Genomic DNA, 26032 nt, shown 5'->3' with positions numbered 1-26032 from the left:
CAGTCGGAACGGGGATCGTCGGTTCACCGTAGGCAGGTCCGGGTCCGGGGGATCCGGATCCGGTTCACTGGGCGGACCGGCGCTCCGCGTCCCAAGTGGACTCATCGGGGGTGGTGGGCAGCAGCGCCTTCACGACTTTTCCGCTGCCGTTGCGCGGCAGCTCGCGCGCGATGCGCACGTAGCGGGGCAGCGCGTGACGCGGCAACCGGGTGCGGCACCAGTCCCGCACGGTGGGGCCGTCCAGGTTGCGGTCGGTGCTCGCCAGCACGACGAGGATCTCCTGCTCGGTCAGCTCGGAGGCGACCCCGACCGCGGCGGCGTCCACCACCCCGGGCAGCGCGCGCAGGACCTGCTCGACGTCCCAGGTCGCGATGTTCTCGCCCCGCCGCCGCACCACGTCGCCCCGCCGCCCGGCGAAGGTGAGGTAGCCGTCCGCGTCGAGGCGGCCCCGGTCGCCGGTGCGGAACCAGCCGTCCCGCAGCACCGCGGCGGTCGCTTCGGGGTCGCCGGCGTAGCGGCGGAAGGTCACGTGCGGCAGCCGGGGCCGGGCGGCGATCTGCCCGGTGTGCCCGGGTGGCAGCGGCTGCCCGGCCTCGTCGAGGATCGCGACCTCGTACTCGGGGACCACCCGCCCGGCGGTGCCGGGGCGCCAGTCGTGCGGGGTGTTCGCCGCGACGTCGCCGAGTTCAGTGCTCGCGTAGGCCTCCAGCGCGCGCACCCCGAAGCGGTCGTGGAACCGCGCGGCCAGTTCCGCGGGCGCGGGGGCGCCGTACGCCAGCCGGACGAGGTGGTCGCGGTCGTGGGTGGTGGCGGGCCGCCGGTCGAGGATCGCCAGCATCGCGCCCATGAAGTTGAACGCCGTGACCCCGTCGGCGCGGCAGACGTCCCAGAACTGCGACGCCGAGAACCGCCGGTGCGCCACCAGCCGGGCGCCGGTCAGCAACGCCGGCAGGAGTGCGGTGTGCCGGACGTTGACGTGGTGCCACGGGAAGACGTTGAGCAGCACGTCGCCGGGTCCGTACCGCATCGTCGCGGCCACCCGGCGCGCGTGGCGCAGGGCGGCGAAGTGCGGCAGCTCGGCGGCCTTGGCGCGGCCGGTGGTGCCCGAAGTGGACAGCACGGCGAGTGCGTCACCCGGCCGGGGGCGGTGCTCGGTGAGGGGACCGGTGGGCAGCTCGTCGAGGAACGGGTGTCCGGCCGGGCCGGGGTCGTCCTCGGCGACCAGCACGGTCCGGGCCGGCAGCGTGGCCAGGGCGGGGTTCGCGGCGAGCGCGGAGGTGCCTGCGATCAGGAGCGTGGCGCCGGTGTTCCGCTGCATGGCCTCGGCGGCGGCGAGGGGGATGTCGAGGGCCAGCGGCACCTCCACGGCGCCGAGCCGGGCGAGGGCGAAGATCAGTTCCACCGCGGCGGGGCCCGGTCGCAGGCACGTCAGGACCCGGGTGCCGGACGGGAGCCGCAGCCGCGCGGCGAGCGTCCGTGAGCCTTCGTCCAGGTCGCCGATCCGCAGGCGCGAGTCGTTCTCGAAGCGGACCAGCTCGCGGTCCGGATCCTGACGCGACCGGCGTTCCAGCACGTCGAGCGGGGTGCGTTCGTCATCCACCCGGTGATCGTCGGGCGGGCCGCCGGTGGGGCCAAGCAGCCGGATCGGTCAGCGGACCGCTCAGCCGGCCACCCGTTTCACCGGGGCGGGCGCCACCGTGAACGGCTCGTTGCGCACCTCGGACGCGGTCAGCAACGCGCGGTCCAGCGCACGGGCGATGGTGGCGGCGGCGGATCGCAGCTCGGGCAGCAGCCGCCGCGGCACCAGGCGCGACACCGGTGCGGTGGTGGACACCGCCGCGTGCACGGTGCCGTCCGCGCCGGTCACGGGCACCGCGAGGCTGCCGACGCCGGGCATCGTCTCCTCGCTCTCGAGGGCGAACCCCTGGGCACGGACCGCCACCAGCTGCTTGTGCAGCGCGTCCACGGACGACACGGTCCGTGAGGTCAGGTGCGGCAGCCCGGCCCGGCGGTAGCGGTCCAGCTGCTTGTCGAGGTCGGGCGCCGCGGACAGCAGGACCTTGCCCGTCGCCGTGCTCGGCGCGGGCAGGCGCCCGCCGATGCGCGAGTGCGAGTGGATGTTGGCCTCCCCGGCCACCTTCTCCAGGAACAGGACGTGCCCGCCGTCGAGCACGGCCAGGTGGATCGTGGCGCGGGTGGCCGCGAACAGGTCGGCCAGCGCGGGCCGGGCGACGGCGCGCAACACCGCGGAGGCCGGCACGCGCTGCCCGAGCTCGAACACGCGCAACCCGAGCTGGTAGCAGTCGCCCCGCCGCTCCAGCAGCCCCCACTCGACCAGCTCCTGGGCCAGCCGGTAGGCCGACGCCTTGGGCACCCCGGACCGGCGGCTCAGCTCGGTCAGCCCCAGCTGGTATGCGCCCGATTCGAAGGCGCCGAGCAGCAGCTGCGCCTTGCCGAGCACCGAGTTCGGACGGCCGGCATCCTGCGACGGCATGGCGCCTCCTCACCGGGGCCGGGATCGAGCGTGATTATCACCAGCCTGCCGGAGCCGAGTCCAGTGCGCGTTCACCCCCGGTTACAGCTGCGTTTCCGGATCCGAGCCGGACGACCAGCACCACCCGCAGTGCTAGCATTGAAAGCATTGCAAGCAGGAGGTGAGCAGCTTGGCGACGTTGACCATCCGTGACCTCGACGACGACTTGAAAGCGGCGCTCCGGGTGCGCGCTGCCGAGCACGGCCGGTCGATGGAGGCCGAGGTGCGTGACATCCTCCGGTCGGTCCTGACCCGGCCCTCGTCCGGCGTCGGCATGGCGACGAGGATCCGCCGCCGCTTCGCGGGTGACGAGGTCGAGCTGGAACCGCCGCGCCGGGCGGAGCCGGCGCGTGCGGCGGAGTTCGACGAGTGATCGTCCTCGACACGAACGTCGTGTCCGAGTTGATGCGGCGAGCTCCCGAACCCTCCGTCGTGGACTGGGTCGACGGTCATCCCGCCGAGCACGTGTTCATCACGGCCGTGACCGCGGCGGAACTGCGGTACGGAGCGGCGCGGCTGCCTGATGGGCAGCGTCGCGATCAGCTCATCGTGCGCGGGGCGGAGCTGCTGACCGAGGATTTCCAGGAGCAAGTTCTGCCCTTCGACGATGCCGCCGCCGAGCAGTACGCGGGCATCGTCGCCGGGCGGGAACGGGCCGGGCGGCCGATCAGCATGGCAGACGCGCAGATCGCCGCCATCTGCCGCTGTTACGGCGCCCCGCTCGCCACGCGGAACGTCGAGGACTTCTCCGGAGTCGGTCTGCGAGTGCTCAACCCGTGGGAGGCGGATCCGTCCTAGCCGGTCTGGTCACCGGACCACCTCCGTTGACTCCGCATCCCCGGGATCCGACGGTGATCGGCATGACCGACGTCCACGCCGTCCGCTACGGGTACGCCGCCACGCCCGGCGGGCAGGTGCACTACGCCGAGCAGGGGGACGGGCCCGCCGTTGTCCTGCTGCACCAGACTCCGCGCTCGCTGGACGAGTTCCGCGAGCTGCAACCGCTCCTGGCCACCCAGCACCGCACGATCGCGATCGACATGCCCGGCTTCGGCAACAGCACGCCGCTGCCCGCGCCGCAGCGGATCGAGGACTACGCGCGGGGCACGCTCGCCGCACTGGACGCGCTCGGGGTCCGGCAGGCCGCCGTCCTCGGGCATCACACCGGCGGTGTCGTCGCGGTCGAGATCGCCGCCGCGGCGCCGGACCGGGTCTCCGCGCTCGTGCTCTCCTCCACCCCGTGGGCCGACGCGGCCTACCGCGCCTCCCACGCCGCAGGCCCCGGCGTCGACGACGCGCCCCGCGACCCCGGTGGCGCCCACCTGCTCACGTGGTGGGACCAGCGGCGCCCGTACTACCCGCCCGGCGCGACCGCCCTGCTGGACCGCTTCGTCCGGGACGCGCTCGCCCCCGGCGTCGACCCCCGCGAGGGGCACCTCGCGTGCGCGCGCTACGAGATGGAGCACCGCATCAAGCTGGTCGAAGCGCCGGTGCTGATCGTCGGCGCCACCGGCGACCCGTTCTCGATGCCCGCGCTGGAACCACTGGCCCGCAACCTCACCGGCGCCGCGGCGCTGCACCGCGCGGTCATCGACGGCACGGTCGCGCTCATGGAGGACAAGGCCGAGGACGTGGCCGCCGCGGTCCTGCCCTTCCTGCGGAGCGCGGTCCGCTGAGCGGATCACCAGGAGCGGGTCCGGTCCGCTCACCGGACCGCGGGTTGGGCATGACCCGCGCGAGGACGCAGAGTGCGTCCACCCGGCAAGCACGCCCGGCCGGGGTCAGGAGGGATCGTTGTCAGCAGGTACCACGCCGAACCGGCAGCCGGTCCGGGCCGCGCTCGCCGGCTGGTTCGGCACGACCATCGAGTACTACGACTTCGCCCTGTACGGCCTGGCGGCGTCGTTGCTGTTCCCGAAGATCTTCTTCCCGGCCGCCGATCCGGTCGTCGGGACGCTGATCTCGCTGTCCAGCTTCGGGGTCGGCTACGTCGCCCGGCCCCTCGGCGCGCTGTTGTTCGGCCACCTCGGCGACCGGATGGGACGCAAGTCGATCCTCGTCACGACGCTGCTGATGATGGGCATCGCGACCACCGCGATCGGGCTGCTCCCGTCCTACGGGCAGATCGGCATCGCGGCGCCGGTGCTGCTGGTCGTGGCGCGGATCGTGCAGGGCGTGTCGCTCGGCGGCGAGACCAGTGGCGCGGTGCTGCTCACCGTCGAGCACGCCGAAGAGCACCGGCGCGGCCTGCTCGGCGGGATCCTCAACACCGGCACGGCCGTCGGCACCATCCTCGCGAACGGGGTGTTCCTGCTGGTGGCGCAGCTGCCGCAGGACGACCTGCTGGCGTGGGGCTGGCGGGTCCCGTTCCTGCTCAGCGTTCTGCTGGTGGTCGCCGGGCTGGTCATCCGGCTCCGGCTCCGGGAGAGCCCGGAGTTCGCCGGCGTGCAGGTCACCGGCTCGGTCCGCAAGCTGCCGCTGGTCGACGTGCTGCGCCGGTGTGGCGGCACGCTGGTCCTGGTGACGCTGGCGACCGTCGGGGCAGGGGTGGTGTTCACCGTCGCCTCGGTCTACGTGCTCACCTACGGCCGGACCGCCCTCGGGCTGGGCACCACCACCTCGCTCGGGGTCCTGCTGCCCGCGCTCGTGGTGATCGTGATCGCCGCGCCGCTCTACGGCAGGCTCGCCGACCGGATCGGGGCGCGAACCGTGTTCACGGCGACGGCGGCCTCGATGGTCGTGCTGCCGTTCGCGTGGTTCCCGCTGCTCGGCACCGGGAACCACGGGCTGATGCTGCTCGGGTTCGTGCTGTTGTTCGCCGGGTACTCGGGCAACTACGCGATGTTCCCGGTCTTCTTCTCCCGGGCGTTCCCGGTTTCGCTGCGGTTCAGCGGCATGGCGATCGGCTTCACGATCGGCACCGTCGCCGGCAACGCCTTCGCCCCGGCGGTCAGCGCGTCGCTGCTGGAGTCGACCGGTTCGTGGGTGGCGATCGCCGGGTACATGGCGGCGGCCTCGACGGTGAGCCTCGTGGCCGGACTGCTACTGCGGGAAGCGCCGGCCGAGGTGCCGGCCACCGGAACCGCCCGGGCGGCGGTGCCGGCGTGAAGATCGGCATCCGCATCCCGCCGTGCGCCCCGGTTCCCGAGATCGCGGACTTCGCGCGGGAGGTCGAGCGCGCCGGGTTCGACCAGGCCTGGTTCCCGGACTCGCAGCTGCTGTGGCGGGACGTGTTCGCGACCGCCGCCGCGGCCGCCGCGGCGACCTCGAGCATCACGCTGGGCACGGCCGTGACAAACGTGGTGACCCGGCACCCGTCGGTGGTGGCGGGCGCCGCGCGGACCGTGGCCGAGCTCGCGCCCGGCCGGTTCGTGCTCGGTGTCGGTGTCGGCAACAGCTCGGTCGTCCCGGCCGGGCTCACCCCGTCGACCCGGGCCGGCCTGCGCGCGGGTGTCGAGGTCATCCGGCGGCTGCTGTCCGGTGTGGACGGTGAACCCGGCGTGTCCCGCATGCGCGACCCGGTGCCCGTTCCGGTGCACATCGCCGCGAGCGGGCCGCGGAACCTGCGCCTGGCGGGGGAGATCGGGGACGGGGCGATCCTGTTGTCCGGGGTGGCCGCCGAGCCGTTGACGGCCGCCCTCGCCCAGGTCGCCGCCGCCGGTCACGGGGCGGTCCCGGTCACGGTGTCGGCCTTCTGCCGGGTCACCGACTCGGTGGCGCGCGATGCCCGAGAGCTGAAGCCGGTGTGCCTGAGCATCGCGTCCAACGGCGGTGGTTCGTTCCTCGCGCGGGCGGGCATCCACGTGCGCGTGCCGACGACGTTGCCGGAGGTCCACCCCGACCTGCTGCACGCGGAGTCGTGGGAGGACGCCGTCCGGGCGAGCGAGCCCTTTGTGGACGATGACGCGGCCGAGGCGTTCGCCCGCCGGTTCTGCCTGTACGGCACGGCGGAGGAGATCGCCGCCCGGCTCGCCGACCTGCGCGGCCGCGGGGTGGCGGCGGTCCTGCTGCAGCACGTGGGTTCCTACGACCTGCCGAGGCAGCTGGCCGGCGACTTCGCCACGCGGGTGCTCCCGCTGCTGCGGGTCAAGGGAGCACAGCCCGTCCAGTGAGCACCCGTTCGGTGCCGGAGGACAAGACCGCACCTCGACGTCAGGGCCGCATCGGCCGGCAGGGCCCCGAGTGGATGACGGCCGTCGAAGCGGAGTGCCAACGGCTGATCGCCCTCGGCGCCATTCGGGTCGATCGGCTACAGCCAGTCGTGCTCACGGGCGTATCGGGCCGCTTCGTGGCGGGTGCGGGTCTGGGTCTTCTGCATCGCGTTGGACAGGTAGTTGCGGACCGTGCCCTCCGCGAGGTGCAGCTGCCCGGCGATGTCAGCCACCGAAAAACCCTCACGGGTCGCGCGCAGCACGTCCAGCTCGCGGTCGGTCAGCGGGCAGTCGTCGACGACGGCGAGGGCCGAGACGTCCGGGTCGATCCAGCGCTTGCCCGCGTGCAGGGTCTTGATCACCGAGGTGATGTGGGCCGGTTCCGCCGCCTTGCTGACGAAGCCCTGGACGCCGAGCTTCAGCGCCTTCCGGAGCACGCCGGGGCGGGCATGGCGGGTCAGCATCAGGATCACCTGCTCCGGCCGGGCCCGGCGGATCTCCTCGACCGCGCCGAGCCCGTCCACGCGGGGCATCTCAAGGTCGATGACCAGCACGTCCGGCCGGTGTTCGAGGGTGGCCGCGACCGCCGTTTCACCGTCGTCGGCCTCGGCCAGCACCGTGATCTCGTCTTCCAACGGCAGCAGCGCGGCCAGTGCCTTGCGGAGCAGGGCTTCGTCGTCGGCGAGCACCACCGTCGTCATCGACGGGCCTCCTTCGGCGCGGGGAAGGCCGCCGCGGTGCGGAAACGGCCGCCGGAGTGCGAGACTTCCAGCTCGGCGCCGTGCTCCGCCAAGCGCTGCCGGAGCACCGCGAGCCCGCCGAGCTCGAGCGGTCCGGTGTCCGGGGCGCCGTCGTTGACGATCGCGATCCCGCGCCGGGTGAGCGTGATCCCCACCTGGCGGGCTTCGGCGTGCCGCAGGATGTTGGTCGTCGTCTCGCGCAGCACCTGGCCGAGCAGTTCGCCCGCGGTGGCGTCCATTTCGGACTCGCGCGTGACGCGGACGTGGATCCCCGCGGCCTCGAAGAGGTTCTTGGCGTTCTCCAGCTCGGCGGACAGGTTCAGCCGCCGCTGGGCGTAGGCGAGTTCCCTGGTCTGGACGATGGTGTCGCCGACCAGGTCGTGCACTTCCCGCAGTTCCTCGCGCGCCCGATCCGGTTCGCGGTCCAGCAGCTTCTCGGCCAGCGCCACCTTCAGCTTCACCACGTGCAGAGTGTGCCCCTGGATGTCGTGCAGGTCGGACGCGAAGCGCACCCGCTCCCGCGTGACGGCGAGGTCGGCGTCGCGCTCGCGGGACTGTTCGAGCTCCGCGATCAGGTCGAAGAAGCGCTGGCTGGCGAACATGAACGCGGTCGAGACCAGCGTGGCCGCCGCGGGCACGGCGGCGAACTGGAACAGCCGCCAGCCGATCCGGTCGTCGTGCACGAGGACGTTCGCCGCGCCCAGCCCCGCGATCAGGACCGTCAGCCCGGCCAGCGCGGCGAGCCGGCGGCGGGGCAGCGGCGGGATGAGGTACGACCCCACGACGGACAGCCCGAAGAACGCGGCCGTGTCATCGGTCAGGGACCCGGCCAGCCACACCACCGCGGTGACGACCAGGCTCGGCCGCGCCACGCGGAGGTAGTCACCCGCGGTCCAGCGTTCGGCCGTCGCCAGCGCCGCGAGCAGCCCTGCGACCTGGATGACGATGTGCCACCAGGACCGGGCGCTCACCAGCAGCAGGAACACGCCCGCGAGCGCCAGGGGCGGGACGGTCGTGATCAGGTTCAGCCGGCGCAGCCGTTCCTGGACCTTCCCGCCGGTCCAGGACGTCCTGCGCGCGATCGTCGGCACCTCCACCAGCCGAGCGTATCCGGCCGAGCGGGCACCACCAGTGACACCACGTCATGTATCCGGGTGACGCCGCCGCACTGCCGGGCCGCGCCGGTCCACGCTGGAATTCGAGGCATGTCCACGACACCGGTCATCGACGTCGATCGCCTCACCCTCACCTACGGCGGCTTCCCCGCCGTCAAGGACCTCTCGTTCCAAGTGGAGCGCGGGGAGCTGTACGCCCTGCTCGGCACGAACGGTGCGGGCAAGACCTCGACCCTGGAGACAGTCGAAGGGCACCGCGCGCCCAGCTCGGGTGCCGTGCGGGTGTTCGGGAAGGACCCCTGCGACCGCGCTGCCGTCCGCCCACGGGTGGGGATCATGCTGCAGGAGAGCGGGTTTTCCGCCGACCTGACCGTGCGCGAGACCGTCGGGCTGGTCGGGCGGCTCAGCGGACGGCACGACGACGTCGGGCGCCTGCTCGACGTGGCCGGCCTCACCCACAAGGCAGGCACCAAGGTCGGGCAGCTCTCGGGCGGGGAAAAGCGGCGGCTCGACTTCGCCACCGCCGTCTACGGCACTCCCGAGCTGGTTTTCCTCGACGAACCCACCACCGGCCTCGACATCCAGTCGCGGGACGCGCTCTGGGACGCCGTCGACCGGCTCCGCGAGGACGGCTCGACCGTCGTGCTCACCACGCACTATCTCGAGGAAGCCCAGCAGCGCGCCGACCGCATCGGGCTCCTGCACCAGGGCACCCTCCACCGAGAGGGCACCGTCGCCGAGCTGACCCGGACACTGCCCTCGACCATCCACTTCGGACTCCCGGCCCACGCGCCGTCGCCGCCGCTGCTCGCCACGCGGGGCGTGGACGGCAAGTTCCTCGTCGAGACCTTCGGCCTGCAGAAGGACCTGCACACGCTGCTCGCCTGGGCACAGGACCAGGCCGTGGAGCTGCTCGATCTGGAGGCCGGGCCGACGCGGCTCGACGACGTCTTCCGCGCCATCGAAAACTCCTGAGAGGAGCAACCGTGTTGACGATCGCCCGCGGCGAGCTGATCCAGCTCTTCCGGAACCGGCTCGTGCTGGTCACCGCCCTGGTGCTGCCGGCAGCGCTCAGCGCGTTCTTCATCGCCCGGCACGACGCCTTCACGGAGGTGGGGAGCCTCGGCTACATCGCGACGCTGACGTTGTTCTTCGTGCTGGGCATCGGCCTCTACACCACGGCGGTGACGACGCTGGCCGCCCGCAGGCAGAACCTGTTCCTCAAGCGGCTGCGCTCGACCGCGGCCGGCGACGCCGCGATCCTCGGCGGACTGCTGCTGCCGGTCACCGCGATCGCGGTGGTCCAGATCGCCGTGCTGCTCGCGGTGCTGGCCGTGGTCACGGGGAAGCCGGCGAACCCGCTGCTGCTGGCCGCCGCCGTCGTGGCCACCGTGGTGATGATGCTCGCGCTGGGCCTGGCCACGGCCGGGCTGACGAACTCGCCGGAACACGCGCAGGTGACCACGCTGCCGATCAGCGTCGGCGTGATCGCGGTGGCCGGCTGGGTCGGCCTCACCGGCACCGGCGAGCTGACGCTGCTCAAGCGGCTGCTGCCCGGCGGCTCGGCGGCCGAGCTGGTGCTCGACGCGTGGAACGGCGGGAAACCGGCCGCCGGCTCCCTGCTCCTCTTCGCCCCGACCCTGGCCTGGGTCTTCGTCGCGGTCGTGCTGGCGACGCGGCTCTTCCGCTGGGAACCGCGCCGATGAGCGCGGTGCGAACGAAAGGAGTTCCGATGCGCAAAGCTTTGCTGGTGGCCGCGATCGCCGTGCTCGGCGCGACGACCGCCGTGCCCGCGGTCTCCGCCGCACCGAACACCTTGACCTGGGGACCGTGCCCGGCGGGGGCGTTCCCGACACCGGACCTGCAGTGCACGACAGTGAACGTCCCGCTGGACTACCGGGACCCGGGCGGGCGGAGGATCGACATCGCCGTGTCGCGCCTGCCGAGCAAGAACCCGGAGAAGCGGCGGGGCGTGCTGCTGACCAACCCGGGCGGCCCCGGCGGCGGTGGCCTGGACTACCCGCAGCTGCTGAAGTACGTGCAGCTGCCCCAGGACGTGCTCGACTCCTACGACATCATCGGGTTCGACCCGCGCGGGGTCGCGCACAGCACCCCGGTGACGTGCGACCTGACGCCGGAGCAGATCGCGGTCGGCAACCTGCCATACCCGAACGGGCCGGCCGACGTCGTGAAGCAAGCCGCGATCGCGAAGCGGGAAGCCGAGCAGTGCGCGGGGTCGGAGACCGGATCGATGCTGCCGTACATCACCACGGCGAACACCGCGCGGGACATGGACCGCATCCGGACGGCGCTCGGCGAGCCGAAGGTGTCGTTCCTGGGCGCGTCCTACGGGACTTACCTGGGTGCGGTCTACACGACGCTGTTCCCCGAGCGCAGCGACCGGATCGTGCTGGACAGCAGCCTCGGTCCGGGCGGCTACGACATCGACGCGATGCGCGGCTTCGGGCGGGGCATGGAGGACCGGTTCCCCGACTTCGCGGCCTTCGCGGCGAAACACCCGGAGTACGGGCTCGGCACGACGCCCGCGCAGGTGACGGCCAAGTTCCACGAGCTGGCCGCCCGGCTGGACCGCACCCCCGTCGAGGGCATCACGGGTTCGGTCTTCCGTGGCTTGACGTTCGAAGGCCTGTACTCGACGGACCTGACGAAGCTGGCCGAGGACTGGCAGGGGCTCGAGCAGGGCCGGGCCCCGAAGCCGCAGGCGGAACCGGTGACCGGGGTGGAAAACCTGCTGGCGTCCCGGTTCGCGGTGATCTGCGGCGACTCGGCGTGGCCGCGCTCGATCGCGAGCTACCAGCTGGACGTCGCGATCGACCGGGTCCGCTACCCGCTGCTCGGCGCGGCGAGCGCGAACATCGCGGCGTGCGCGTACTGGGCGCCGCCGGCCGAGCCGCGGGTGCGGATCACCGGCCACGGCCCGGCGAACGTGCTGATGGTGCAGAACCAGCGTGACCCGGGCACGCCGTTGTCCGGGGCCCGCAAGCTGCGCGCGGCGTTCGGCGAGCGCGCCCGGATGATCACGATCGACCAGGGCGGGCACGGAGCCTACCTGTTCACACCCAACAAGTGCGGGAACGCGCTCGTGACCGAGTACCTGGTGAGCGGGAAGCGGCCGGACGACACCTTCTGCGCCGCGGGAAACTGACCGTGGGCGGCGGTGCCACCCCGTCCCTGGGGTGGCACCGCTTCTTCGGGTCAGCCGAAGACGAACCAGACGAACGCCGCGGTGGCCTCCTTCCCGGCCGCGTCGGCGACCGAGACCGTGACCTGCCTGCCGTCCGCGCGGGACGCTTCCCGGAGTTCGAGTAAGGTCCCCTGACCCTCCACCGCGCTGTGGACCTGCGATGCGAAATTGAGAGTGCTTCAGGTCGGTTCAGGTGATCCCGGCAGCACGGCCTCGCCCAGCGACTGGGCGAGGCCGTGCTGCATGTAGGCCGAAGCCCTGCTCGGCCGCGAGGTGGGCCAACGCCGATTCGAACTACATGCTGAGCGCGGAAACGTCCGCGTACTTCGTCGTGCGGGCTGCGCGGTCCTTGGCGAGCCGGGCCAGTCGTTCTGCCCTGGCCGCCTGCGCATGTGGTGCAGCTGAACAACCGGTTCTCGCCCGCGGCGACTCCGGCGACGGTGCTGGGCCCCTTCCACATCGACGGATCACCCGCGCTCGCTTTCGGCGAGGACATTCCGAAGGGCTGCCCGGCACCCCGCTGTTCATCACCGGCCGGGTGAGCGACCGCGACGGCAGGCCGGTGCCGAACGCGCTGCTGGACATTCACCCGCCCTTCTCGACGGGCAGGCGGGCCGACCTGCCGGTGCCGGGACATCGCGTCGTGGATCGATGTCCCGGCATCACCCTGACCGAGGACAGCCGTAGTCCTCCGGGAGCCGGCTCGACTTGCTCGGCCCGATGACTGCTGCGAACCCGGTGCCGGGACCATCCCGCGGACGGGCCACAGGCACGAGCGTGTTGCGTGGGCAGCACGGTCCGAATTGCCTCAGCGCCGGAGACGGTCACTCCGAGGTGGTCGGCGAATCGAAGCTCGCGCCCATCCCGATACCGGCCCCGCCGTCGACGGGAATGACCGCGCCGGTGACGAATCTCAGGTTCGGTGACACGAGCGCACCGGCCACGTCGGCGAACTCGCGGGGCTCCCCGATGCGTCCCATCGGCAACCCGCTCCCCAGGCGAGCCTTGGAGAGTTCCGGCTGCCTGTCGAGCGTCCTGCCCAGCAGCGGGGTGTCGAAGTAGCCGGACAACAGGGTGTTGACGGTGATGTCGTGCTTCCCGACCTCCAAGGCCAGGGTCTTGGCGTAACCGATCACCGCGGACCACACCGCCACGGGCGCCGCCATGCCGACGGCCGGGCGCTCGACGACACCCGAGACGACGTTGAGGATGCTGCCCCCTTCGGCCGTCATGTGCGGCAGCGTCGCTCGCACGGACCGGACAACGTAGAAGAAGTGGCGTGCGAACGCTTGCAGCCACACGTCGTCGGTGAGTTCCGAGATCCGGCGGATCGGCGGTCCACCGTCGTTGGTGACCAGGACGTGGACAGCCGCACCGAACCGCGCGAGCGTTTCGGCCGTGACCCGCTCGAGGTCGGCGTCGACCGAGCAATCGGCGGCAAGCCCGAGGACCCGATCCTGGCCGTACCTGCCGGCCAGTTGATCCGCGGCGGCCGAGATCTTCTCCGCGCGACGCGCGAAGATCGTGACGAAGGCGCCTTCACGCAACAGGCGATCGGCGATCGCGAAGCCCAGGCCATCGCTGCCACCGCCCACGATGGCCACCTTCCCGGTCAGTCCCAGGTCCATCACTCGACTCGGATTGAGGTAAGGAACGATTCGGCGTTGCCCGAGAACACGTCGTCGAGGACGTCCGACGAGAAGCCCTGCTCGCGCCACTCCTCCACCAGCCGTTCGTGGCTGAGCATCGGGTAGTCGGCGCCGAAGAACACCCGCTTGCGGAGCCGTTTGCCGATCTCGCGCTTGAGTTCGTCGGGGAAGTAGCGCGGAGACCAGCCGTGGAGCTCCATCCAGACGTTCGCCTTGTGGAGTGCGACTGCGATCATCTCTGACTGCCAGGGCCACGCCACCCGCGCGGCGATCACGTTCAGGTCGGGATGAGTCGCTGCGATGCGGTCGACGTACCGGGGGTGGCAGCCCTCGAGTGTGATGCCCATACCGCCACGGGTTCCGGCGCCGGTCGCGGACATGCCCACATGAACCAACACCGGACGGTTGGCCTCGATGCACAGGTTGAGGCAGTTCTCCCATTCCGGCTGGTCTGGTGGGCCGGCCGGGGTGAACGAGTGAACCGTCAGCCCGATCAGTCCGGGTTCCTCACTCAGGCAGCGCTCGAGCTCCTTGACGTGAGCGGGCTGCGTCGGGTCGATGCCGATCCAGTTGCCGAGCACGACGTCGGGGTGCTTGTGAGCGAAGTCGAAGGCGTAGTCGTGCTGATCTCGTAGCGCACCGGCATCCATCTTGTAGGTGAACGCGAAGTCGAGCATCACCTTGGCGTTGGCCTGACGGAACTGCGCTGCTTGCTCGTCGTCGCTGACGAAGTTCATGCCCCACTTGAAGTAGCCCCGCAGGGCCTCCCGGTCCTCGGCGGTCTCGTACGGGCTCCCCTTCCAGCCTCGCTCGGTGCCCCAGTGGGAGTGGAAGTCGATCAGCCGGGGTGGCGGTGTCGTCAATGCTGTGTACCTTTCGTGACTGGTTGGCGGAAGATGTGGGAGTATCAGTTGACTTTGCGCGCCGGGTCGCTCCAATAGGGTGCGCGCAACGCTTTCTTGTCCACTTTTCCCACCGGCGTCTGGGGAAGCGAGTCGACGACCACGACCTTCTTGGGCGAATACATCGAGCCCTTGACCTGCTTCACGAAGGACTGGAGGGCGAGGACGTCGACGTCCTGCCCAGGGCGCGCGACCACGAACGCGGTGACGATCTCGCCCCACCTGTCGTCGGGCACGCCGATCACCGCCGCCGAGCCGACCGAGGGGTGCCCTGCCAGAGCGGCCTCGACTTCGCTCGCGTAGATGTTGAAGCCGCCGGAGATGATCATGTCTTTCTTTCGGTCGATGATGTAGAGCGGGCCCTCGTCGTCCTGGCGGGCGAGATCTCCGGTGTGCAGCCAGCCGCCCTTGAGCGCTGCCTCCGTCTCCTCGGGAAGGTTCCGGTAGCCGAGCATGACGCCGCGGTTGCGCATGGCGATCTCGCCCACCTCGCCCACGGGAACGTCGTGACCGTCCTCATCGATCAGCCTGACGCGGTTGCCGACCACGGGACGACCACAGGAGGCAAGCCGCTCCAGGCTCGCGGTCTCGTGCGCGGCCTTGGGCAGGACCGTCCCGATGCCGGTCGACTCCGTCTGCCCGTATATCTGGGAAAAGACCGGACCGATGCGCTCACGAGCCTCGGCCAGGCGCACCGGAGACATCGGCCCGGTGGCGTACCAGATCACCTCGAGGCTGGACAGGTCTCTCGTCTCCGGGCGCTCCTCGTCCAGCAGCGTGTAGATCATCGTCGGAATGCCGGTGACGCAGTTGATGCGTTCTGCCTCGATGATGTCGAGGAATCGGCCGGGATCGAAACCCTGCTCGATCACGACGGTGCCCCCACGAAGCAGCGTCGGGAGTACACCGAGCCCGGCGGCATGGGTAAGCGGAGCCGGGGCCAAGTACCGCGGCAAGTGCGGCTGTTCGAAATCGGCCATGTGCGCACAGACCATCTGCACCATCGACCGATGAGGCTGCATCACGCCCTTGGGCCTACCGGTCGTCCCGCCGGTGTACTGCAGCCACGCGAGGTCCGTCTCGGTGGCCGGACCGGGAACAAGTGGTCGAACTGCGTAGGACTCGCCCTCGGGCAGGCCACCCGCAGCCGGGATCACCATCAGGTGTCTCAGCGAGCCGACCTCGGCGAGGACCTGGCGCCCGTGCTCCTCCAGGGGCGCGGTCACCACCAGCACCGTGGCTTCCGCGTCCTCGCAGACGACGATGTGGTCCTCGACCGAGGCCAGGGCCTGAAGACCGGTGAAGCGCGCGCCCAAGAGGTACGTCGCGGCCTGGACGATCCATGACTCGGGCATGTTCGGACTGAGCATGGTGACGCCCGCTCCGAGCCCCACTCCGCGTTGGGCCAGCGCGGCCACGTACTGCGAGACGAGATCTCGGACCTGGACGTAAGTCAGCCGCCGGTCACCGGCGACGAAGGCCTCGGACGAGCTGTGCCGGGTGAGTGCCTGCACGATCAGGTCACCCAGCGTCACCCCGGAGGAGGCCGTTGCGGCTGTCGCCGAAGCGGAAGCGCTGTGCTCGTGGACGGGATGGGACATGCCTCAACGATGGGCGGTGACTCGGCGGACGTGCCACCGATATTTCGCCAGCAATTACGGGTAACCCGCCACGCTGAGGCTACTCTCGAGTTGCGCGGGCCGTAGTGCGGTAGTGACCGGGTGTCTGGCCGACGAGATCGGTGAAGGCTTCGATGAAGCTGCTCGGGTTTGCCCAGCCCAGTCGTATCGCCGTGTCGGTGACCGAGGCGCCTCCGCCGAGTTCGAGCAGTGCCCGCTGAATGCGCAGCAGCGTGCGCCACTGGCGAAAGCTCATCGACAGTTCACTGCCGAACAGCCTGCTGAGGGTTCGTTCGCTCGAGCCGGTTCGGTGCCCCAGCTCCGCCAGGGTCGCCGGACTGGCCGGGTCGGCGTGCAGCAGGTCGGTGACGGCCTTGAGGCGGGTGTCGCTCGGCTCCGGGAGACGCAGTGGTTCCCGCCGGGCGCGAGCGAGCTCCGCGATGACGACCTCGAGCAACAGATCCGCGCGGGGGCTGTCGGCCGGGTCGTGCTCGCTGAGCAAGGCCAGGTAGGCCTCGCGCATCAGCGCACTGGCAACGAACACCGAGGGTTCCGTCGGCAGTCGCTCGGCCAGTTCCGCCGGAACCCGGAGCAACCGGACATCGGTCTCGCCGTACGAGCGACTGCTGTGTACGTGGAACGGGGGCACCCAGGTGATCCGGCTCGCCGGCGCCACCCAGGTGCCGACCTGGGTCGTCGTGACCAGCGCTCCGGAAGCGGCGTACCTGAGCTGCCCGAAGTCGTGGAAGTGCGCGGAGACGTCCGCGCCGTGGGCCAGGGGCTCGCAGACCGCCGAATCGTCGGTCCAGAACACCGGCTCGCCGACAGGTTCGCTCATGGGTACTCAGCCTAACCGCGTTTGGCGGGTTACCGGGATTTTCTGTCGCGACACCGGTGGTACGCCGTCGTTGAAACGGTCATCGTCGAGGTGGAAAGGCGGCGCTTCCGTCCGCACACCCCGAACCAGGAGAGTCATGCGAGCCATCACCCAGCAGCAGTTCGGCGGTCCCGAGGTGCTCACCATCGTGGACACGCCCGAGCCCCGCGCCTTGCCGACCGAGGTGCTCGTCCGGGTCAAGGCGATCGGGCTGAACCCGCTGGAGGCGCGCCTGCGCGCCGGCGAGTTCCCGCTGCTCGGCCGGCCGCCGTTCGTCCTCGGCTGGGACATCAGCGGCGTGGTCGAACAAGCGCTGACGTGGCGGTGGCGGCCCGGCGACGAAGTGTTCGGCATGCCGCTGTTTCCCCGGGCGGCCAACGCCTACGCCGAAATCGTCGCAGCGCCGGCGTTGCATCTGGCGCGCAAGCCGGCGTCACTCTCGCACACCGAGGCAGCGGCGCTACCGGTGGTCGGACTGACAGCGTGGCAGGGCCTCGTCGACCTCGCCGGCGTGACCGAGGGCGACCGCGTCCTGATCCACGGCGGGGGCGGTGGAGTCGGCCACGTCGCGATCCAGCTCGCGAAAGCACTCGGCGCGCACGTGATCACGACCGCCAGCGGGAGCAAGCGGGAGTTCGTCGAGGGACTCGGCGCCGACGAAGTGATCGACTACACCGCGGTCGACTTCACCGAGACCGTCCGGGACATCGACGTCGTGCTCGACACGCTCGGCGGCGACACCGGCAAACGCTCACTCCGAGTGCTCCGCCCAGGCGGGCACCTGGTGACAGCGGTCGCCGACGAGGACACGGAACTCGCCGCCGAATACGAGGCGGCCGGCATGCGCTTCAGCGGCATCGCGGTCGACCCGGACCCAGTCGCCCTGCGAGGACTCGCCGAACTCGCCGAACAGGGCAAGCTCCAAGTCCACGTGCAGGAGACGTTCCCGTTCGAACGCATCGCCGACGCACACCGGCTGCTCGACCACGGTCACCTCCAAGGCAAACTCGTCCTCACAATCTGATCGGCGGCGGCATCTCCCTCGAAATGGCTTGTCGGGGAAGGGAAAACCACGCGGCCGCCGCGCGGCTCCGCCCGGAGTTCCCGGTGGGCGGAGCCGCGCGCCGGGCTACTGGGCGTGTGCGGCAGCCGTTCCGCTGTGGGACCGAACGCGGGACGGCCGCGTCGGCTCGGGGGCGAGGATCACGGTGATCACGCTGAGCAGCGTCGCGTGGCACACGCTGACCGCGACGACCACCGCGAGGCAGACGAGGACCGGGTTGTGGTCAGCCGACCGTGACGCTGCCGAGGTGGGTGAACTCCGCGGTGATCGGGTGGCCGGGGCGGAAGGGCACCGCGTCGGTGAGGCCGCCGGTGAGGACGAGCCACCCTTCTTCGAGGGCGAGGCCGCGGTCGGCGAGTGCGTTGGCGGCCAGCGCCAGCGCGTTGGCCGGGTGGCCCTGGACCGCCGCGCCGGTGGCGGTGTCGACGACCTCGCCTGCTTCGCGCAGCACGCAGGCCTCCAGGCCGAGGTCGAGTTCGCGGGGATCGCGGGTCACGTCGCCGATGACGAAACGGGCCGACGACGCGTTGTCGGCGATCACGTCGGGCAAGGTGAAGCGGAAGTCGCGGTAGCGGCTGTCGATCACCTCGAGCCCGGCCGAGACGGTGCGGACCGCGGCCATGGCGGTCGCCGGGGTGACGCCGGGGCCTTGCAGGCGGGCACCCAGGGTGAAGACGATCTCCGGTTCGACCCGGGGGTGGATCAGCTCGCCGACCGGGACCCGGGCGTCTGCGGCGAGGACCATGCCGTCGGTGAGCCAGCCGGTGAGAGGCGCGTCGATGCCCATCCGCTGCTGTTTGGCGTGGGACGTGAGGCCCAGCTTGACACCGATCACCCGTTCGCCGCGGGCGGCCACGAACTCCGTCTGCACCTGGTAGGCGGTGGCGACGTCGAGTTCCGGCCAGTCGTCGGTGATGGGACGGCGGGCGGTGCGCCCGGTCTCCGCCGCGCGCAGTTCCTCCACGGCCCGCTCGACTGTCCACGTAGTCACGGTCATGATGCCACTGTGGACGTTTCGGCCAGGTAACACCATCCGCCGTTTCCGGCCACCGGAAACGGGTGCGTTGTTCCCGCCACAACCGGCCCTACGGTCGCTCCAAACCGCCGCCCGCGACGTGGCGGGCGGCACGGCTGGCTCGAGGAGACCGTCGATGAACAAACAGGAGCTCAAGGTCGTCGGTGCGTCGGCCGTCGGCACGGCGTTCGAATGGTACGACTTCTTCCTCTACGGGGCGCTCGTGCCCGTCATCGGCAGCAAGTTCTTCAGCGACTACGGGTCCGCGGCACAGACCGTGTTCGCGTTGCTCACGTTCGCCGCCGGGTTCATCGTCCGGCCGATCGGGGCGCTGGTGTTCGCGCGAATCACCGACCTCGTCGGCCGCAAGATCGTGTTCCTGATGACGCTGATCCTGATGGGGGTGTCGACCGTCGCGGTGGGGCTGCTGCCGACCGCCGAGCAGATCGGGATCACGGCGCCGATCCTGCTGGTGACGTGCCGCATCCTGCAGGGGCTCGCGGTCAGCGGCGAGTTCGGTGCCGCGGTCACCTACGTCTCCGAGTACGCGCCCGCCAAGCAGCGCTCGTTCTTCGTCGGCTGGCTCACCGGCACCACCGCGCTCGCGTTCAGCCTCTCCCTGGGGGTGCAACTCGTCGTGGAATCCATTGTCGGCACCGCGGCGTACGACTCGTGGGGCTGGCGGGTGCCGTTCCTCATCTCGGTGCTGCCGCTGGCGTTGTCGGTGTGGATCCGCACCAAGCTCAACGAGAGCCCGCTGTTCCTGAAGATGAAGCGGGAGGGCACGCAGGCGAAGGCCCCGCTGCGGGAGGCGTTCGGGTCGCGGGCGCGCGTGCGGATGGTCGCGATCGTGTTCGTGATGGCGTCGGCGCAGTCGTTCATCGGTTACCTGTCGACCGTCTACATGGTGACGACGATGAAGACCTACCTGAAGGCCGACTCGTTCACCGTCAACGCCATCTACATGGTGATCATGCTGATCGGGTTCTTCCTGTGCGTGTTCGTGTGCTGGCTGTCCGACCGGATCGGCAGGCGGCCGGTGCTGTTCGCCGGGCTCGGGCTCGCCGCGCTGCTCGCGTTCCCCGTCACCAACGCGATCACGTCGACCACCAACCCGGCGCTCGCGGCGGCGCAGGACCGCGTCTCGGTCGTCATCAAGGCCGACCCGGCCGACTGTTCGTTCCAGTTCAACCCCGCCGGCACGGCCGAGTTCACCTCGGACTGCGACCGGGCACGCAACGTGCTGCAGGCCAACTCGGTCGTGTTCGACCGGCAGGACGTGTCCGGGCCGACAACGGTCGTGGTGGACGGTACCGAGATCGCGGGCGGCGAGTCGTTGCAAACCGACCTCGTGGCGGCGATCAAAGCGGCCGGCTACCCGGTGGGCGGGTCGGCGACCACCATCAAGGTCGACGGGATCGGTGACTTCTTCGACGGGCGGGTGCTCGGTGTCGCGCTGCTGCTGCTGGCGCTGGTCGCGCTCGCGCAGATGACGCAGGGCCCGGCCGCGACCGCGATGGCGGAGGTGTTCCCGACCAGGATCCGCGCCACCGCGCTGTCGATCCCGTACCAGCTCGGCGTCGGCGTGTTCGGCGGGTTGCTGCCCGCGACGATGGTCGCGATCAGCGCCGAGGTCGGCAGCTTCACCACCGCCCTGTGGTATCCGGTCGGCGCGATGGCGCTGGGACTGGTGGTCCTGCTGTTCACGTTGCCGGAGACCAAGGGCGTCGACCTCGGCGAGGTGAGCCTGGACGGCGACACGGCCGTCGAACCCGTCGAACCCGTTCGCCAGGGCCGGTGACCGGGATGCCGATCGTCGACGTGTCACTGGTGGCCGGGCGCACCGAGGCCGAGCTGCGTGAGCTGATCACCGCGGTCCACGACGCGGTGGTGACGAGCCTGGGCGTGCCGGGGGAGTCCGTGCGGGTGCTGGTGCGTGAGCTGCCGCCGACGCACTGGGCGGCGAACGACGAGACCATCGCCGAGCGCCGATCCCGCTGACAGCACGACGAATGGGGGGCCGCGAACCCGCGGCCCCCCATTCACCTGCCCGTCAGTCGCGGAAGTGGGTGCTGGTCCAGCCGCCGTCCACCGGGATCGTGACACCGGTGACGAACGCGGCGTCGTCGGAGGCGAGGAACGCGAAGACCCGCGCCACGTCCTCGGGTGTGCCGACCCTCGGCAGCGGGCGGGCGCGCGTCACCAGGTCGTCGAAGATCCCGGACGCGATCTTCGCGCGCGTCGCCGGCGTCTCGATCAGCCCGGGCGCGACCGCGTTCACGCGGATGCCGCGCCTGCCGTAGTCGGCCGCCATCTGCCGGGTCAAGCTCGCGACCGCGCCCTTGGCCGCCGAGTACGGCGCCGACCCGGCGACCCCGGTCAGTGCGAACGACGAGGCCGTGTTGACGATCGCCCCGCCGCCGTCGAACACGTGGACCGCCCGCCGGGACAGCGCGAACGTCGTGGTCAGGTTCGTGCGCACGAAGAACTCGAAGTCCTCGTCGCTCGTGTCTCCCGCGGACCGGTCACCGGCCTTGCCCGCGATGTTGGCGAGCACGTCCGGTGTGCCGACGGTCGCCGCGCAGTGGTCGAACACCTCTTCGGCGGCACCGGGCGCCGCGAGGTCGACGGCAAACGTGGGCACCGACAGCTCGGCTAGACCCTGTTCGTCGCGGTCGACGGCGAGCACGGTCGCGCCGCGGGCGGCGAACAGTTCGGCGGTCGCCCGGCCGATGCCCGACGCCGCGCCCGTCACGATCGCAGTCCTGCCGCTGAGCTGTCCGGTCACGTGTTCCTCCACAAAGGTCGACATCGTCCGCGATCATCCGCCGGCGGCCGCGAGGTCACCACCGCGCGTTTCCGGTGGGTGAGAACGGGCGCTGGCGATCTGTGCACGGGTGCGGTGCGCTCGCCGCATGGACGCAACCGTGACGTTCCCCTCCGACGGGGTCGCCGTGCTGGCACTGGACCGGCCCCACCGCCGCAACGCCCTGGACCGCGCGCTGCTCGACGGGCTGCCGGGCTTGTTGTCCGAACTGGACGCCGACGACCGGGTGCGTGTCCTGGTGATCACCGGCCGTGGCGGCGCGTTCTGCGCGGGTGGCGATCTGGACGTGCTCGCCGCCCTGGGTGCGGAGACCCCCGACGAGGCCCGGGCACGGATGGCACGCGAGTTCGACACGGCAAGGCTGCTGCTGGAGTTCCGCGCCCCGACCGTGGCGGCCGTCGACGGGGCCGCGGTCGGCGCGGGAATGGCGCTGGCGCTGGCCTGCGACCTGCGGATCGGCTCGCCGGACGCGGTGTTCGCGAGCCCGTTCATCCGGATGGCACTGGTTCCCGACTGGGGGGTCACGTGGCTGCTCGCCAGGGCGGCCGGGCAGGCACGGGCCACCGAGATCGCCCTGTCCGCCCGCAAGGTCGGCGCCGCGGAGGCGCTGCGGATCGGGCTGCTCGACGACATCGTGCCCGCACCGCTGGACGAGGCACTCGCACGGGCCCAGCGGCTCGCGGAAGCCGATCCAGCCGCCGCGGCGGCGACGAAACGGCTCATCGCGGGGGCGACGGGCACCTTCCAGGAGGCGATCGACGCCGAGATCACCGACCAGCTCCGCGCGGTGCGGTCACCGGAGTTCGCGCGGCGGATGGGGGAGTGGTCCCAGGCGGTACGGGGGCGTTCCCGGTGAGTGGAAACGGACCATTGTGCACAGCCCGGCCCGCGACGGAGGGTGAGCCGAGAAGCGAGGAAAGGGAGGACGAGCGGTGGAATCCTTCGGGCACGTCATCGCGGGTGAGGAAGTCGCCTCGGCGGACGGGGCGACGTTCGAGTCCGTCGACCCGTGGACGCGAGCGCCCTGGGCCACGGTCGCGCTCGGCTCGGCCGACGACGCGCGGCGCGCGATCCAGGCCGCCAGGCAGGCCTTCGACGACGGGCCGTGGCCGCGGATGAGCTTCGTCGAGCGCGGGGAGGTCCTGCACCGGCTCGCCGACCTCATCGTCGCCAACGCCGGCGAGCTGGCGCTGGCCGACACGACGGACATGGGCAAGCCGATCAGCCAGACCGCGGGCCACGACGTGCCCCGCGCGGCGCGGAACTTCCGGTTCTTCGCCGACCACTCGCGGCTCACCCCGGCCGAGACGTTCCCCATGCCGGACGGGCACCACGCCTACACCCAGTACGACCCGGCCGGTGTGGTCGCGGCCATCGCGCCGTGGAACTTCCCGCTCATGATGGCGAGCTGGAAGGTGGCACCCGCGCTGGCCTGGGGCAACACGGTCGTGCTCAAGCCCGCCGAGCAGACCCCGGCATCCGCCACCATCCTGGCGCGGCTGGCGCTCGAGGCCGGGCTGCCTCCCGGGGTGCTGAACGTGGTGCACGGGTACGGGCCCAACGCGGCCGGCCAGGCGCTCACCGAGTCACCGGACGTCGCCCGGATCACCTTCACCGGCGAGTCGTCGACCGGCAGGGCGATTTCGCGGGCCGCGGCCGCCAACCTGACACCGGTCAGCCTGGAACTGGGCGGCAAGGGCGCCAACATCGTCTTCGGCGACGCCGACCTCGACCACGCGGTGCGCTGGGCCATCCAGGCCGTGTTCAGCAACTCGGGCCAGGTGTGCCTCGCCGGCAGCAGGCTCTACGTGCAGCGCGACATCTTCGACGAGTTCCTGGCCCGGTTCACCGCGGCCGCCGACGCGCTGGTGCTCGGCGACCCGAAGGACCGGGCCACCGAGATCGGCCCGCTGTCCTCGCGGGAACACTTCGAGAAGGTCGCCGGGTACCTGGACATCGCCACCGCGGCCGGTGCCCGCCTGCACACGGGCGGTGTCGGTGACGGGTGGTCGGTGCGCCCGACCGTCGTGGTCGGCGCCGGCCAGCGTGACCGCGTCACCCAGGAGGAGATCTTCGGGCCGGTCGTGGTGGTGCTGCCGTTCGACACGGAGGCCGATGCGGTGACAGCCGCCAACGACACGCCGTACGGTCTGAACGCCATGCTGTTCACCCAGGACCTCTCCCGCGCCCACCGCGTCGCACGCGCGCTGCGGGTCGGCACCGTCTGGGCGAACTGCTTCTTCGTGCGGGACCTGCGCGCGCCCTTCGGCGGCGCGAAACACTCCGGCGTCGGCCGCGAGGGCGGCACGTACAGCCGGGAGTTCTTCACCGAACCGAAGGCCGTCGTCATGGAGATCGCCGCACCGTGAACCAGCTGGGAGCAAAGATGACCGAGATTCGTGCCGTCAGTACTCGCAACGCGCCCACCGTGGGCTTCTCGACCGGGACCGCCGCGCCGCTGTCCCAGGCGATCGTGCACGGTGACACGATCTACTGCTCGGGGACCGGGCCGCTCGACCCGGAGACGCGCACCATCGTCTCCGACGACTTCGCGACGCAGGCGAAGCAGACGCTGTCCAACCTGGTCGCGGTCGTCGAGGCCGCCGGTGGCAGCCGGGAGACGATCCTCAAGTGCACCTGCTTCGTGGCCGACGTCGAGAACTTCCCGACGTTCAACGCGGTCTACCGGGAGTTCTTCGAGGGCACCCCGCACTTCCCGGCCAGGACCACCGTGATCGCCACGCCACACCGGACCGGGGTGCAGGTGGAGGTCGAATGCATCGCGGCCGTGGCCCGGCCATGACCGATCTCGTGCTGCTCGGCGGCCGGGTGCACACGGTGGACGCGCCCGCCGCCGAGGCGGTCGCCGTCACCGGCGGCCGGATCACCGCCGTCGGGTCCACCGAAGACGTCGCGGCCGTCGCCGGACCGTCCACGCGGGTCGTGCGGCTGGGCGGGCACACCGTGCTGCCCGGGCTGATCGACTCGCACTGCCACTTCGAGCAGGCGGGCATGGCCGGCCACCTCGTGTCGTTCGCCGGTGCGCGCACGCTCGACGAGGCCCTGGCCAGGGTGGCCGGACTGGCCGCGACCAAGGCGCCCGGCGCGTGGGTGCAGGGACAGATGTGGAACCCGGTGCTCCAGGTCGGCCGGGCGCCGACCCGCGCGGAACTGGACCGCGCCGCCGGCGGCCGTCCGGTGTTCCTGCCCGAGGGCCACGCCGCGTCGGTCAGCACCGCGGCGCTGCGGCTGGCGGGCATCGACCCGGACGGGCACGACGGCCGTCTCGTCGAAGGTGACGTGCACGCCGTCGCCCGCATCGTGCCGCCGTGGACACCCGAGGAGCGGGCCGCGCAGCTGACCGCGGCGATGCGGGTGCTCAACGAGCACGGGATAACCTCCGTGGTCGCCGGCGCGCTGCCACCGTCCGACGTGGACGTGCTGCGCGACCTGGCCGAATCGGGCGCCGCGACCGTGCGGGTGGCGGCCATGGTCACCCCGACCGGCGAGCTGAACCCGTCGGTCTCCGCGGCGGAGTGGCGTGATCTGCTCGCCGGGGGCCCACCGAAACCCGTTGGCGACCGGTACCTCACCCGCGGCGTCAAGCTCCAGGTCGACGGCGGCATGACGCTCGGCACGGCGGCCACCCGCGAGCCGTACGAGAACAGGCCCGGCCATCACGGCGAGTTGTTCGTCGACCGGGCCCGGCTCACCGAGCTGGTCGACATCGCGCACCGGGCGGGCTGGCCCGTCGGCACGCACGTCGTCGGCGACGCGGCCATCGACCTCGCCCTCGACGTGTACGAGGCCACCCGGGGCGGCACCCCGCTGCCGGACGTGCTCATCCACGCCAGCCTCATCCAGCCGGACCAGATCGCCAGGGCTCACGCACTCGGCGTGCAGGTGGCCGCGCAGGTCCCGTTCCTGTGGCGCAACCGCGACGCCATCGCGGGCCACCTCGGCGAGGAACGCGCCGACGCCGCCGTGCCGCTGCGCGACCTCGTCGACGGGCTCGGGATCGACGGCGTCGCCGCGGGCACCGACTACCCGGTGAACGACCTCGACCCGTGGCAGAACATCCACGCCATGACCACCCGGCAGGACACGCACGGCCGCGTGGTCGGCGCGGCACAGGCGATCACGCGCGCCGAGGCCATCCGCCTGTACACCACCTCGGGCGCCGCGCACACCGGTGAGCAGGCGATCAAGGGGCGGATCGCGCCCGGGTACCTGGCCGATCTCGCGATCGTCGACGACGGCCGGACCTTGATGACCATCGTGGACGGACAGGTCGTCCACGACACGGGATTGCTCGACTAGAGCCTGTATCGAAGTG

Annotated in this window: 26 protein-coding genes and 1 pseudogene; 16 read left to right on the top strand and 11 right to left on the bottom strand. The window is 71.3% G+C overall.

Features of this window, described 5'->3' with window-relative positions; genetic code table 11:
* Positions 1–64: 64 nt before the first annotated feature.
* Positions 65–1600 carry an AMP-binding protein gene (locus tag L2C96_RS04185; protein WP_237335193.1) on the bottom strand — a complete coding sequence of 512 codons (1536 nt, stop codon included), beginning with the start codon at positions 1598–1600 and terminating at the stop codon, positions 65–67.
* A 60-nt stretch (positions 1601–1660) separates the two neighbouring features.
* Entirely contained in the window at positions 1661–2494 is an 834-nt protein-coding gene (locus L2C96_RS04180) for an IclR family transcriptional regulator (RefSeq protein ID WP_237335192.1), read from the bottom strand.
* A gap of 169 nt (positions 2495–2663) precedes the next feature.
* Between L2C96_RS04180 and L2C96_RS04175 the strand changes: the two genes are divergently transcribed.
* The 5 genes from L2C96_RS04175 to L2C96_RS04155 all read left to right on the top strand — a co-directional run bounded on the left by L2C96_RS04175 (position 2664) and on the right by L2C96_RS04155 (position 6645).
* The gene (locus L2C96_RS04175; RefSeq protein WP_237335191.1) at positions 2664–2906 is read left to right on the top strand and encodes a FitA-like ribbon-helix-helix domain-containing protein; all 243 of its coding nucleotides are present in this window, start codon (positions 2664–2666) and stop codon (positions 2904–2906) included.
* Positions 2903–3331, top strand: a complete 429-nt coding sequence (locus L2C96_RS04170; protein WP_237335190.1) for a type II toxin-antitoxin system VapC family toxin — start codon at positions 2903–2905, stop codon at positions 3329–3331. The genes L2C96_RS04175 and L2C96_RS04170 overlap by 4 nt, the downstream gene beginning before the upstream one ends.
* Before the next feature lie 62 nt (positions 3332–3393).
* Positions 3394–4209, top strand: coding sequence for an alpha/beta fold hydrolase (locus L2C96_RS04165; protein ID WP_237335189.1), 816 nt, complete (start codon positions 3394–3396; stop codon positions 4207–4209).
* Positions 4210–4327: 118 nt separating this feature from the next.
* Positions 4328–5641 (top strand): MFS transporter, encoded by a 1314-nt coding sequence (locus L2C96_RS04160; RefSeq protein WP_237335188.1) that lies wholly within the window; start codon positions 4328–4330, stop codon positions 5639–5641.
* Positions 5638–6645, top strand: a complete 1008-nt coding sequence (locus L2C96_RS04155) for an LLM class flavin-dependent oxidoreductase (protein WP_237335187.1) — start codon at positions 5638–5640, stop codon at positions 6643–6645. Before L2C96_RS04160 ends, L2C96_RS04155 begins: the two co-directional genes overlap by 4 nt.
* A 137-nt stretch (positions 6646–6782) precedes the next feature.
* Here the strand turns inward: L2C96_RS04155 and L2C96_RS04150 are convergent, their stop codons facing one another.
* Complete coding sequence (locus L2C96_RS04150) at positions 6783–7385, bottom strand: response regulator transcription factor (protein ID WP_020415857.1); 603 nt, start codon at positions 7383–7385, stop codon at positions 6783–6785.
* The gene (locus L2C96_RS04145; protein WP_237335186.1) at positions 7382–8521 is read right to left on the bottom strand and encodes a sensor histidine kinase; all 1140 of its coding nucleotides are present in this window, start codon (positions 8519–8521) and stop codon (positions 7382–7384) included. The genes L2C96_RS04150 and L2C96_RS04145 overlap by 4 nt, the downstream gene beginning before the upstream one ends.
* A gap of 108 nt (positions 8522–8629) precedes the next feature.
* On the opposite strand from L2C96_RS04145, the gene L2C96_RS04140 reads away from it, so the two are divergent.
* The 3 genes from L2C96_RS04140 to L2C96_RS04130 are packed head-to-tail and all read left to right on the top strand — an operon-like array spanning position 8630 to position 11705.
* Positions 8630–9514, top strand: coding sequence for an ABC transporter ATP-binding protein (locus L2C96_RS04140; RefSeq protein ID WP_237335185.1), 885 nt, complete (start codon positions 8630–8632; stop codon positions 9512–9514).
* 11 nt (positions 9515–9525) lie between these two features.
* Positions 9526–10245 carry an ABC transporter permease gene (locus L2C96_RS04135; RefSeq protein ID WP_123686196.1) on the top strand — a complete coding sequence of 240 codons (720 nt, stop codon included), beginning with the start codon at positions 9526–9528 and terminating at the stop codon, positions 10243–10245.
* A 26-nt stretch (positions 10246–10271) separates the two neighbouring features.
* Positions 10272–11705: an alpha/beta hydrolase gene (locus L2C96_RS04130; RefSeq protein ID WP_237335184.1), complete on the top strand. Its 1434-nt coding sequence runs from the start codon at positions 10272–10274 to the stop codon at positions 11703–11705.
* A gap of 50 nt (positions 11706–11755) precedes the next feature.
* On the opposite strand, the gene L2C96_RS44295 is transcribed toward L2C96_RS04130, so the two are convergent.
* From L2C96_RS44295 to L2C96_RS04110, 5 genes are all read right to left on the bottom strand, one after another.
* Positions 11756–11887, bottom strand: a complete 132-nt coding sequence (locus L2C96_RS44295) for a hypothetical protein (protein ID WP_272881996.1) — start codon at positions 11885–11887, stop codon at positions 11756–11758.
* Between the two features lie 681 nt (positions 11888–12568).
* A complete protein-coding gene (locus L2C96_RS04125) occupies positions 12569–13372 on the bottom strand; it encodes an SDR family oxidoreductase (RefSeq protein WP_237335183.1) in 804 nt (267 codons plus the stop codon).
* Positions 13372–14256 (bottom strand): amidohydrolase family protein, encoded by an 885-nt coding sequence (locus tag L2C96_RS04120; RefSeq protein ID WP_237335182.1) that lies wholly within the window; start codon positions 14254–14256, stop codon positions 13372–13374. Before L2C96_RS04120 ends, L2C96_RS04125 begins: the two co-directional genes overlap by 1 nt.
* A 44-nt stretch (positions 14257–14300) precedes the next feature.
* Positions 14301–15896, bottom strand: a complete 1596-nt coding sequence (locus L2C96_RS04115) for an AMP-binding protein (protein WP_237335181.1) — start codon at positions 15894–15896, stop codon at positions 14301–14303.
* 79 nt (positions 15897–15975) lie between these two features.
* Positions 15976–16752: an AraC family transcriptional regulator gene (locus tag L2C96_RS04110; RefSeq protein ID WP_237335180.1), complete on the bottom strand. Its 777-nt coding sequence runs from the start codon at positions 16750–16752 to the stop codon at positions 15976–15978.
* Positions 16753–16888: 136 nt separating this feature from the next.
* Here L2C96_RS04110 and L2C96_RS04105 point away from each other — a divergent pair, with 136 nt between their 5' ends.
* Entirely contained in the window at positions 16889–17815 is a 927-nt protein-coding gene (locus L2C96_RS04105; protein WP_237335179.1) for an NADP-dependent oxidoreductase, read from the top strand.
* 262 nt (positions 17816–18077) lie between these two features.
* Here L2C96_RS04105 and L2C96_RS04100 read toward each other — a convergent pair whose 3' ends face one another.
* On the bottom strand, positions 18078–18851 hold the full coding sequence (locus L2C96_RS04100) for a 2-keto-4-pentenoate hydratase (protein WP_237335178.1): 774 nt from the start codon (positions 18849–18851) through the stop codon (positions 18078–18080).
* Between L2C96_RS04100 and L2C96_RS45480 the strand changes: the two are divergent.
* The 3 genes and pseudogenes from L2C96_RS45480 to L2C96_RS04090 form a co-directional block, all read left to right on the top strand.
* Positions 18769–19980: pseudogene (locus tag L2C96_RS45480) on the top strand (MFS transporter); the annotation flags it as partial. The gene L2C96_RS04100 and the pseudogene L2C96_RS45480 overlap by 83 nt on opposite strands.
* Positions 19981–20109: 129 nt before the next feature.
* Positions 20110–20670 carry an MFS transporter gene (locus L2C96_RS45475; protein WP_443631025.1) on the top strand — a complete coding sequence of 187 codons (561 nt, stop codon included), beginning with the start codon at positions 20110–20112 and terminating at the stop codon, positions 20668–20670.
* A 5-nt stretch (positions 20671–20675) separates the two neighbouring features.
* Entirely contained in the window at positions 20676–20870 is a 195-nt protein-coding gene (locus L2C96_RS04090; protein ID WP_123687314.1) for a tautomerase family protein, read from the top strand.
* Positions 20871–20922: 52 nt separating this feature from the next.
* Here L2C96_RS04090 and L2C96_RS04085 read toward each other — a convergent pair whose 3' ends face one another.
* Entirely contained in the window at positions 20923–21681 is a 759-nt protein-coding gene (locus L2C96_RS04085) for an SDR family NAD(P)-dependent oxidoreductase (RefSeq protein WP_237335176.1), read from the bottom strand.
* A gap of 103 nt (positions 21682–21784) precedes the next feature.
* Here L2C96_RS04085 and L2C96_RS04080 point away from each other — a divergent pair, with 103 nt between their 5' ends.
* The 4 genes from L2C96_RS04080 (at position 21785) to L2C96_RS04065 (ending at position 26016) form a co-directional block, all read left to right on the top strand.
* Positions 21785–22552: an enoyl-CoA hydratase/isomerase family protein gene (locus tag L2C96_RS04080; RefSeq protein ID WP_237335175.1), complete on the top strand. Its 768-nt coding sequence runs from the start codon at positions 21785–21787 to the stop codon at positions 22550–22552.
* A gap of 76 nt (positions 22553–22628) precedes the next feature.
* Positions 22629–24065, top strand: coding sequence for an aldehyde dehydrogenase (locus L2C96_RS04075; protein ID WP_237335174.1), 1437 nt, complete (start codon positions 22629–22631; stop codon positions 24063–24065).
* A gap of 17 nt (positions 24066–24082) precedes the next feature.
* A complete protein-coding gene (locus L2C96_RS04070) occupies positions 24083–24499 on the top strand; it encodes a RidA family protein (protein ID WP_123686208.1) in 417 nt (138 codons plus the stop codon).
* On the top strand, positions 24496–26016 hold the full coding sequence (locus L2C96_RS04065; protein ID WP_237335173.1) for an amidohydrolase: 1521 nt from the start codon (positions 24496–24498) through the stop codon (positions 26014–26016). The genes L2C96_RS04070 and L2C96_RS04065 overlap by 4 nt, the downstream gene beginning before the upstream one ends.
* Positions 26017–26032: the final 16 nt, after the last annotated feature.

Origin of the sequence: Amycolatopsis tucumanensis (assembly GCF_021654135.1) — a bacterium.
Taxonomy (GTDB): Bacteria; Actinomycetota; Actinomycetes; order Mycobacteriales; family Pseudonocardiaceae; genus Amycolatopsis_E; species Amycolatopsis_E tucumanensis.
This window is presented reverse-complemented; position numbering and strand designations above follow the sequence as displayed.

Bases quoted from the DNA above. Each gene is read 5' to 3' on its own strand.
- L2C96_RS04180 (WP_237335192.1), bottom strand. From the start codon at position 2,494: ATGCCGTCGCAGGATGCCGGCCGTCCGAACTCGGTGCTCGGCAAGGCG.
- L2C96_RS04165 (WP_237335189.1), top strand. From the start codon at position 3,394: ATGACCGACGTCCACGCCGTCCGCTACGGGTACGCCGCCACGCCCGGC.
- L2C96_RS04150 (WP_020415857.1), bottom strand. From the start codon at position 7,385: ATGACGACGGTGGTGCTCGCCGACGACGAAGCCCTGCTCCGCAAGGCA.
- L2C96_RS04140 (WP_237335185.1), top strand. From the start codon at position 8,630: ATGTCCACGACACCGGTCATCGACGTCGATCGCCTCACCCTCACCTAC.
- L2C96_RS04130 (WP_237335184.1), top strand. From the start codon at position 10,272: ATGCGCAAAGCTTTGCTGGTGGCCGCGATCGCCGTGCTCGGCGCGACG.
- L2C96_RS04125 (WP_237335183.1), bottom strand. From the start codon at position 13,372: ATGGACCTGGGACTGACCGGGAAGGTGGCCATCGTGGGCGGTGGCAGC.
- L2C96_RS04115 (WP_237335181.1), bottom strand. From the start codon at position 15,896: ATGTCCCATCCCGTCCACGAGCACAGCGCTTCCGCTTCGGCGACAGCC.
- L2C96_RS04110 (WP_237335180.1), bottom strand. From the start codon at position 16,752: ATGAGCGAACCTGTCGGCGAGCCGGTGTTCTGGACCGACGATTCGGCG.
- L2C96_RS04105 (WP_237335179.1), top strand. From the start codon at position 16,889: ATGCGAGCCATCACCCAGCAGCAGTTCGGCGGTCCCGAGGTGCTCACC.
- L2C96_RS04100 (WP_237335178.1), bottom strand. From the start codon at position 18,851: ATGACCGTGACTACGTGGACAGTCGAGCGGGCCGTGGAGGAACTGCGC.
- L2C96_RS04090 (WP_123687314.1), top strand. From the start codon at position 20,676: ATGCCGATCGTCGACGTGTCACTGGTGGCCGGGCGCACCGAGGCCGAG.
- L2C96_RS04085 (WP_237335176.1), bottom strand. From the start codon at position 21,681: ATGTCGACCTTTGTGGAGGAACACGTGACCGGACAGCTCAGCGGCAGG.
- L2C96_RS04080 (WP_237335175.1), top strand. From the start codon at position 21,785: ATGGACGCAACCGTGACGTTCCCCTCCGACGGGGTCGCCGTGCTGGCA.
- L2C96_RS04070 (WP_123686208.1), top strand. From the start codon at position 24,083: ATGACCGAGATTCGTGCCGTCAGTACTCGCAACGCGCCCACCGTGGGC.
- L2C96_RS04065 (WP_237335173.1), top strand. From the start codon at position 24,496: ATGACCGATCTCGTGCTGCTCGGCGGCCGGGTGCACACGGTGGACGCG.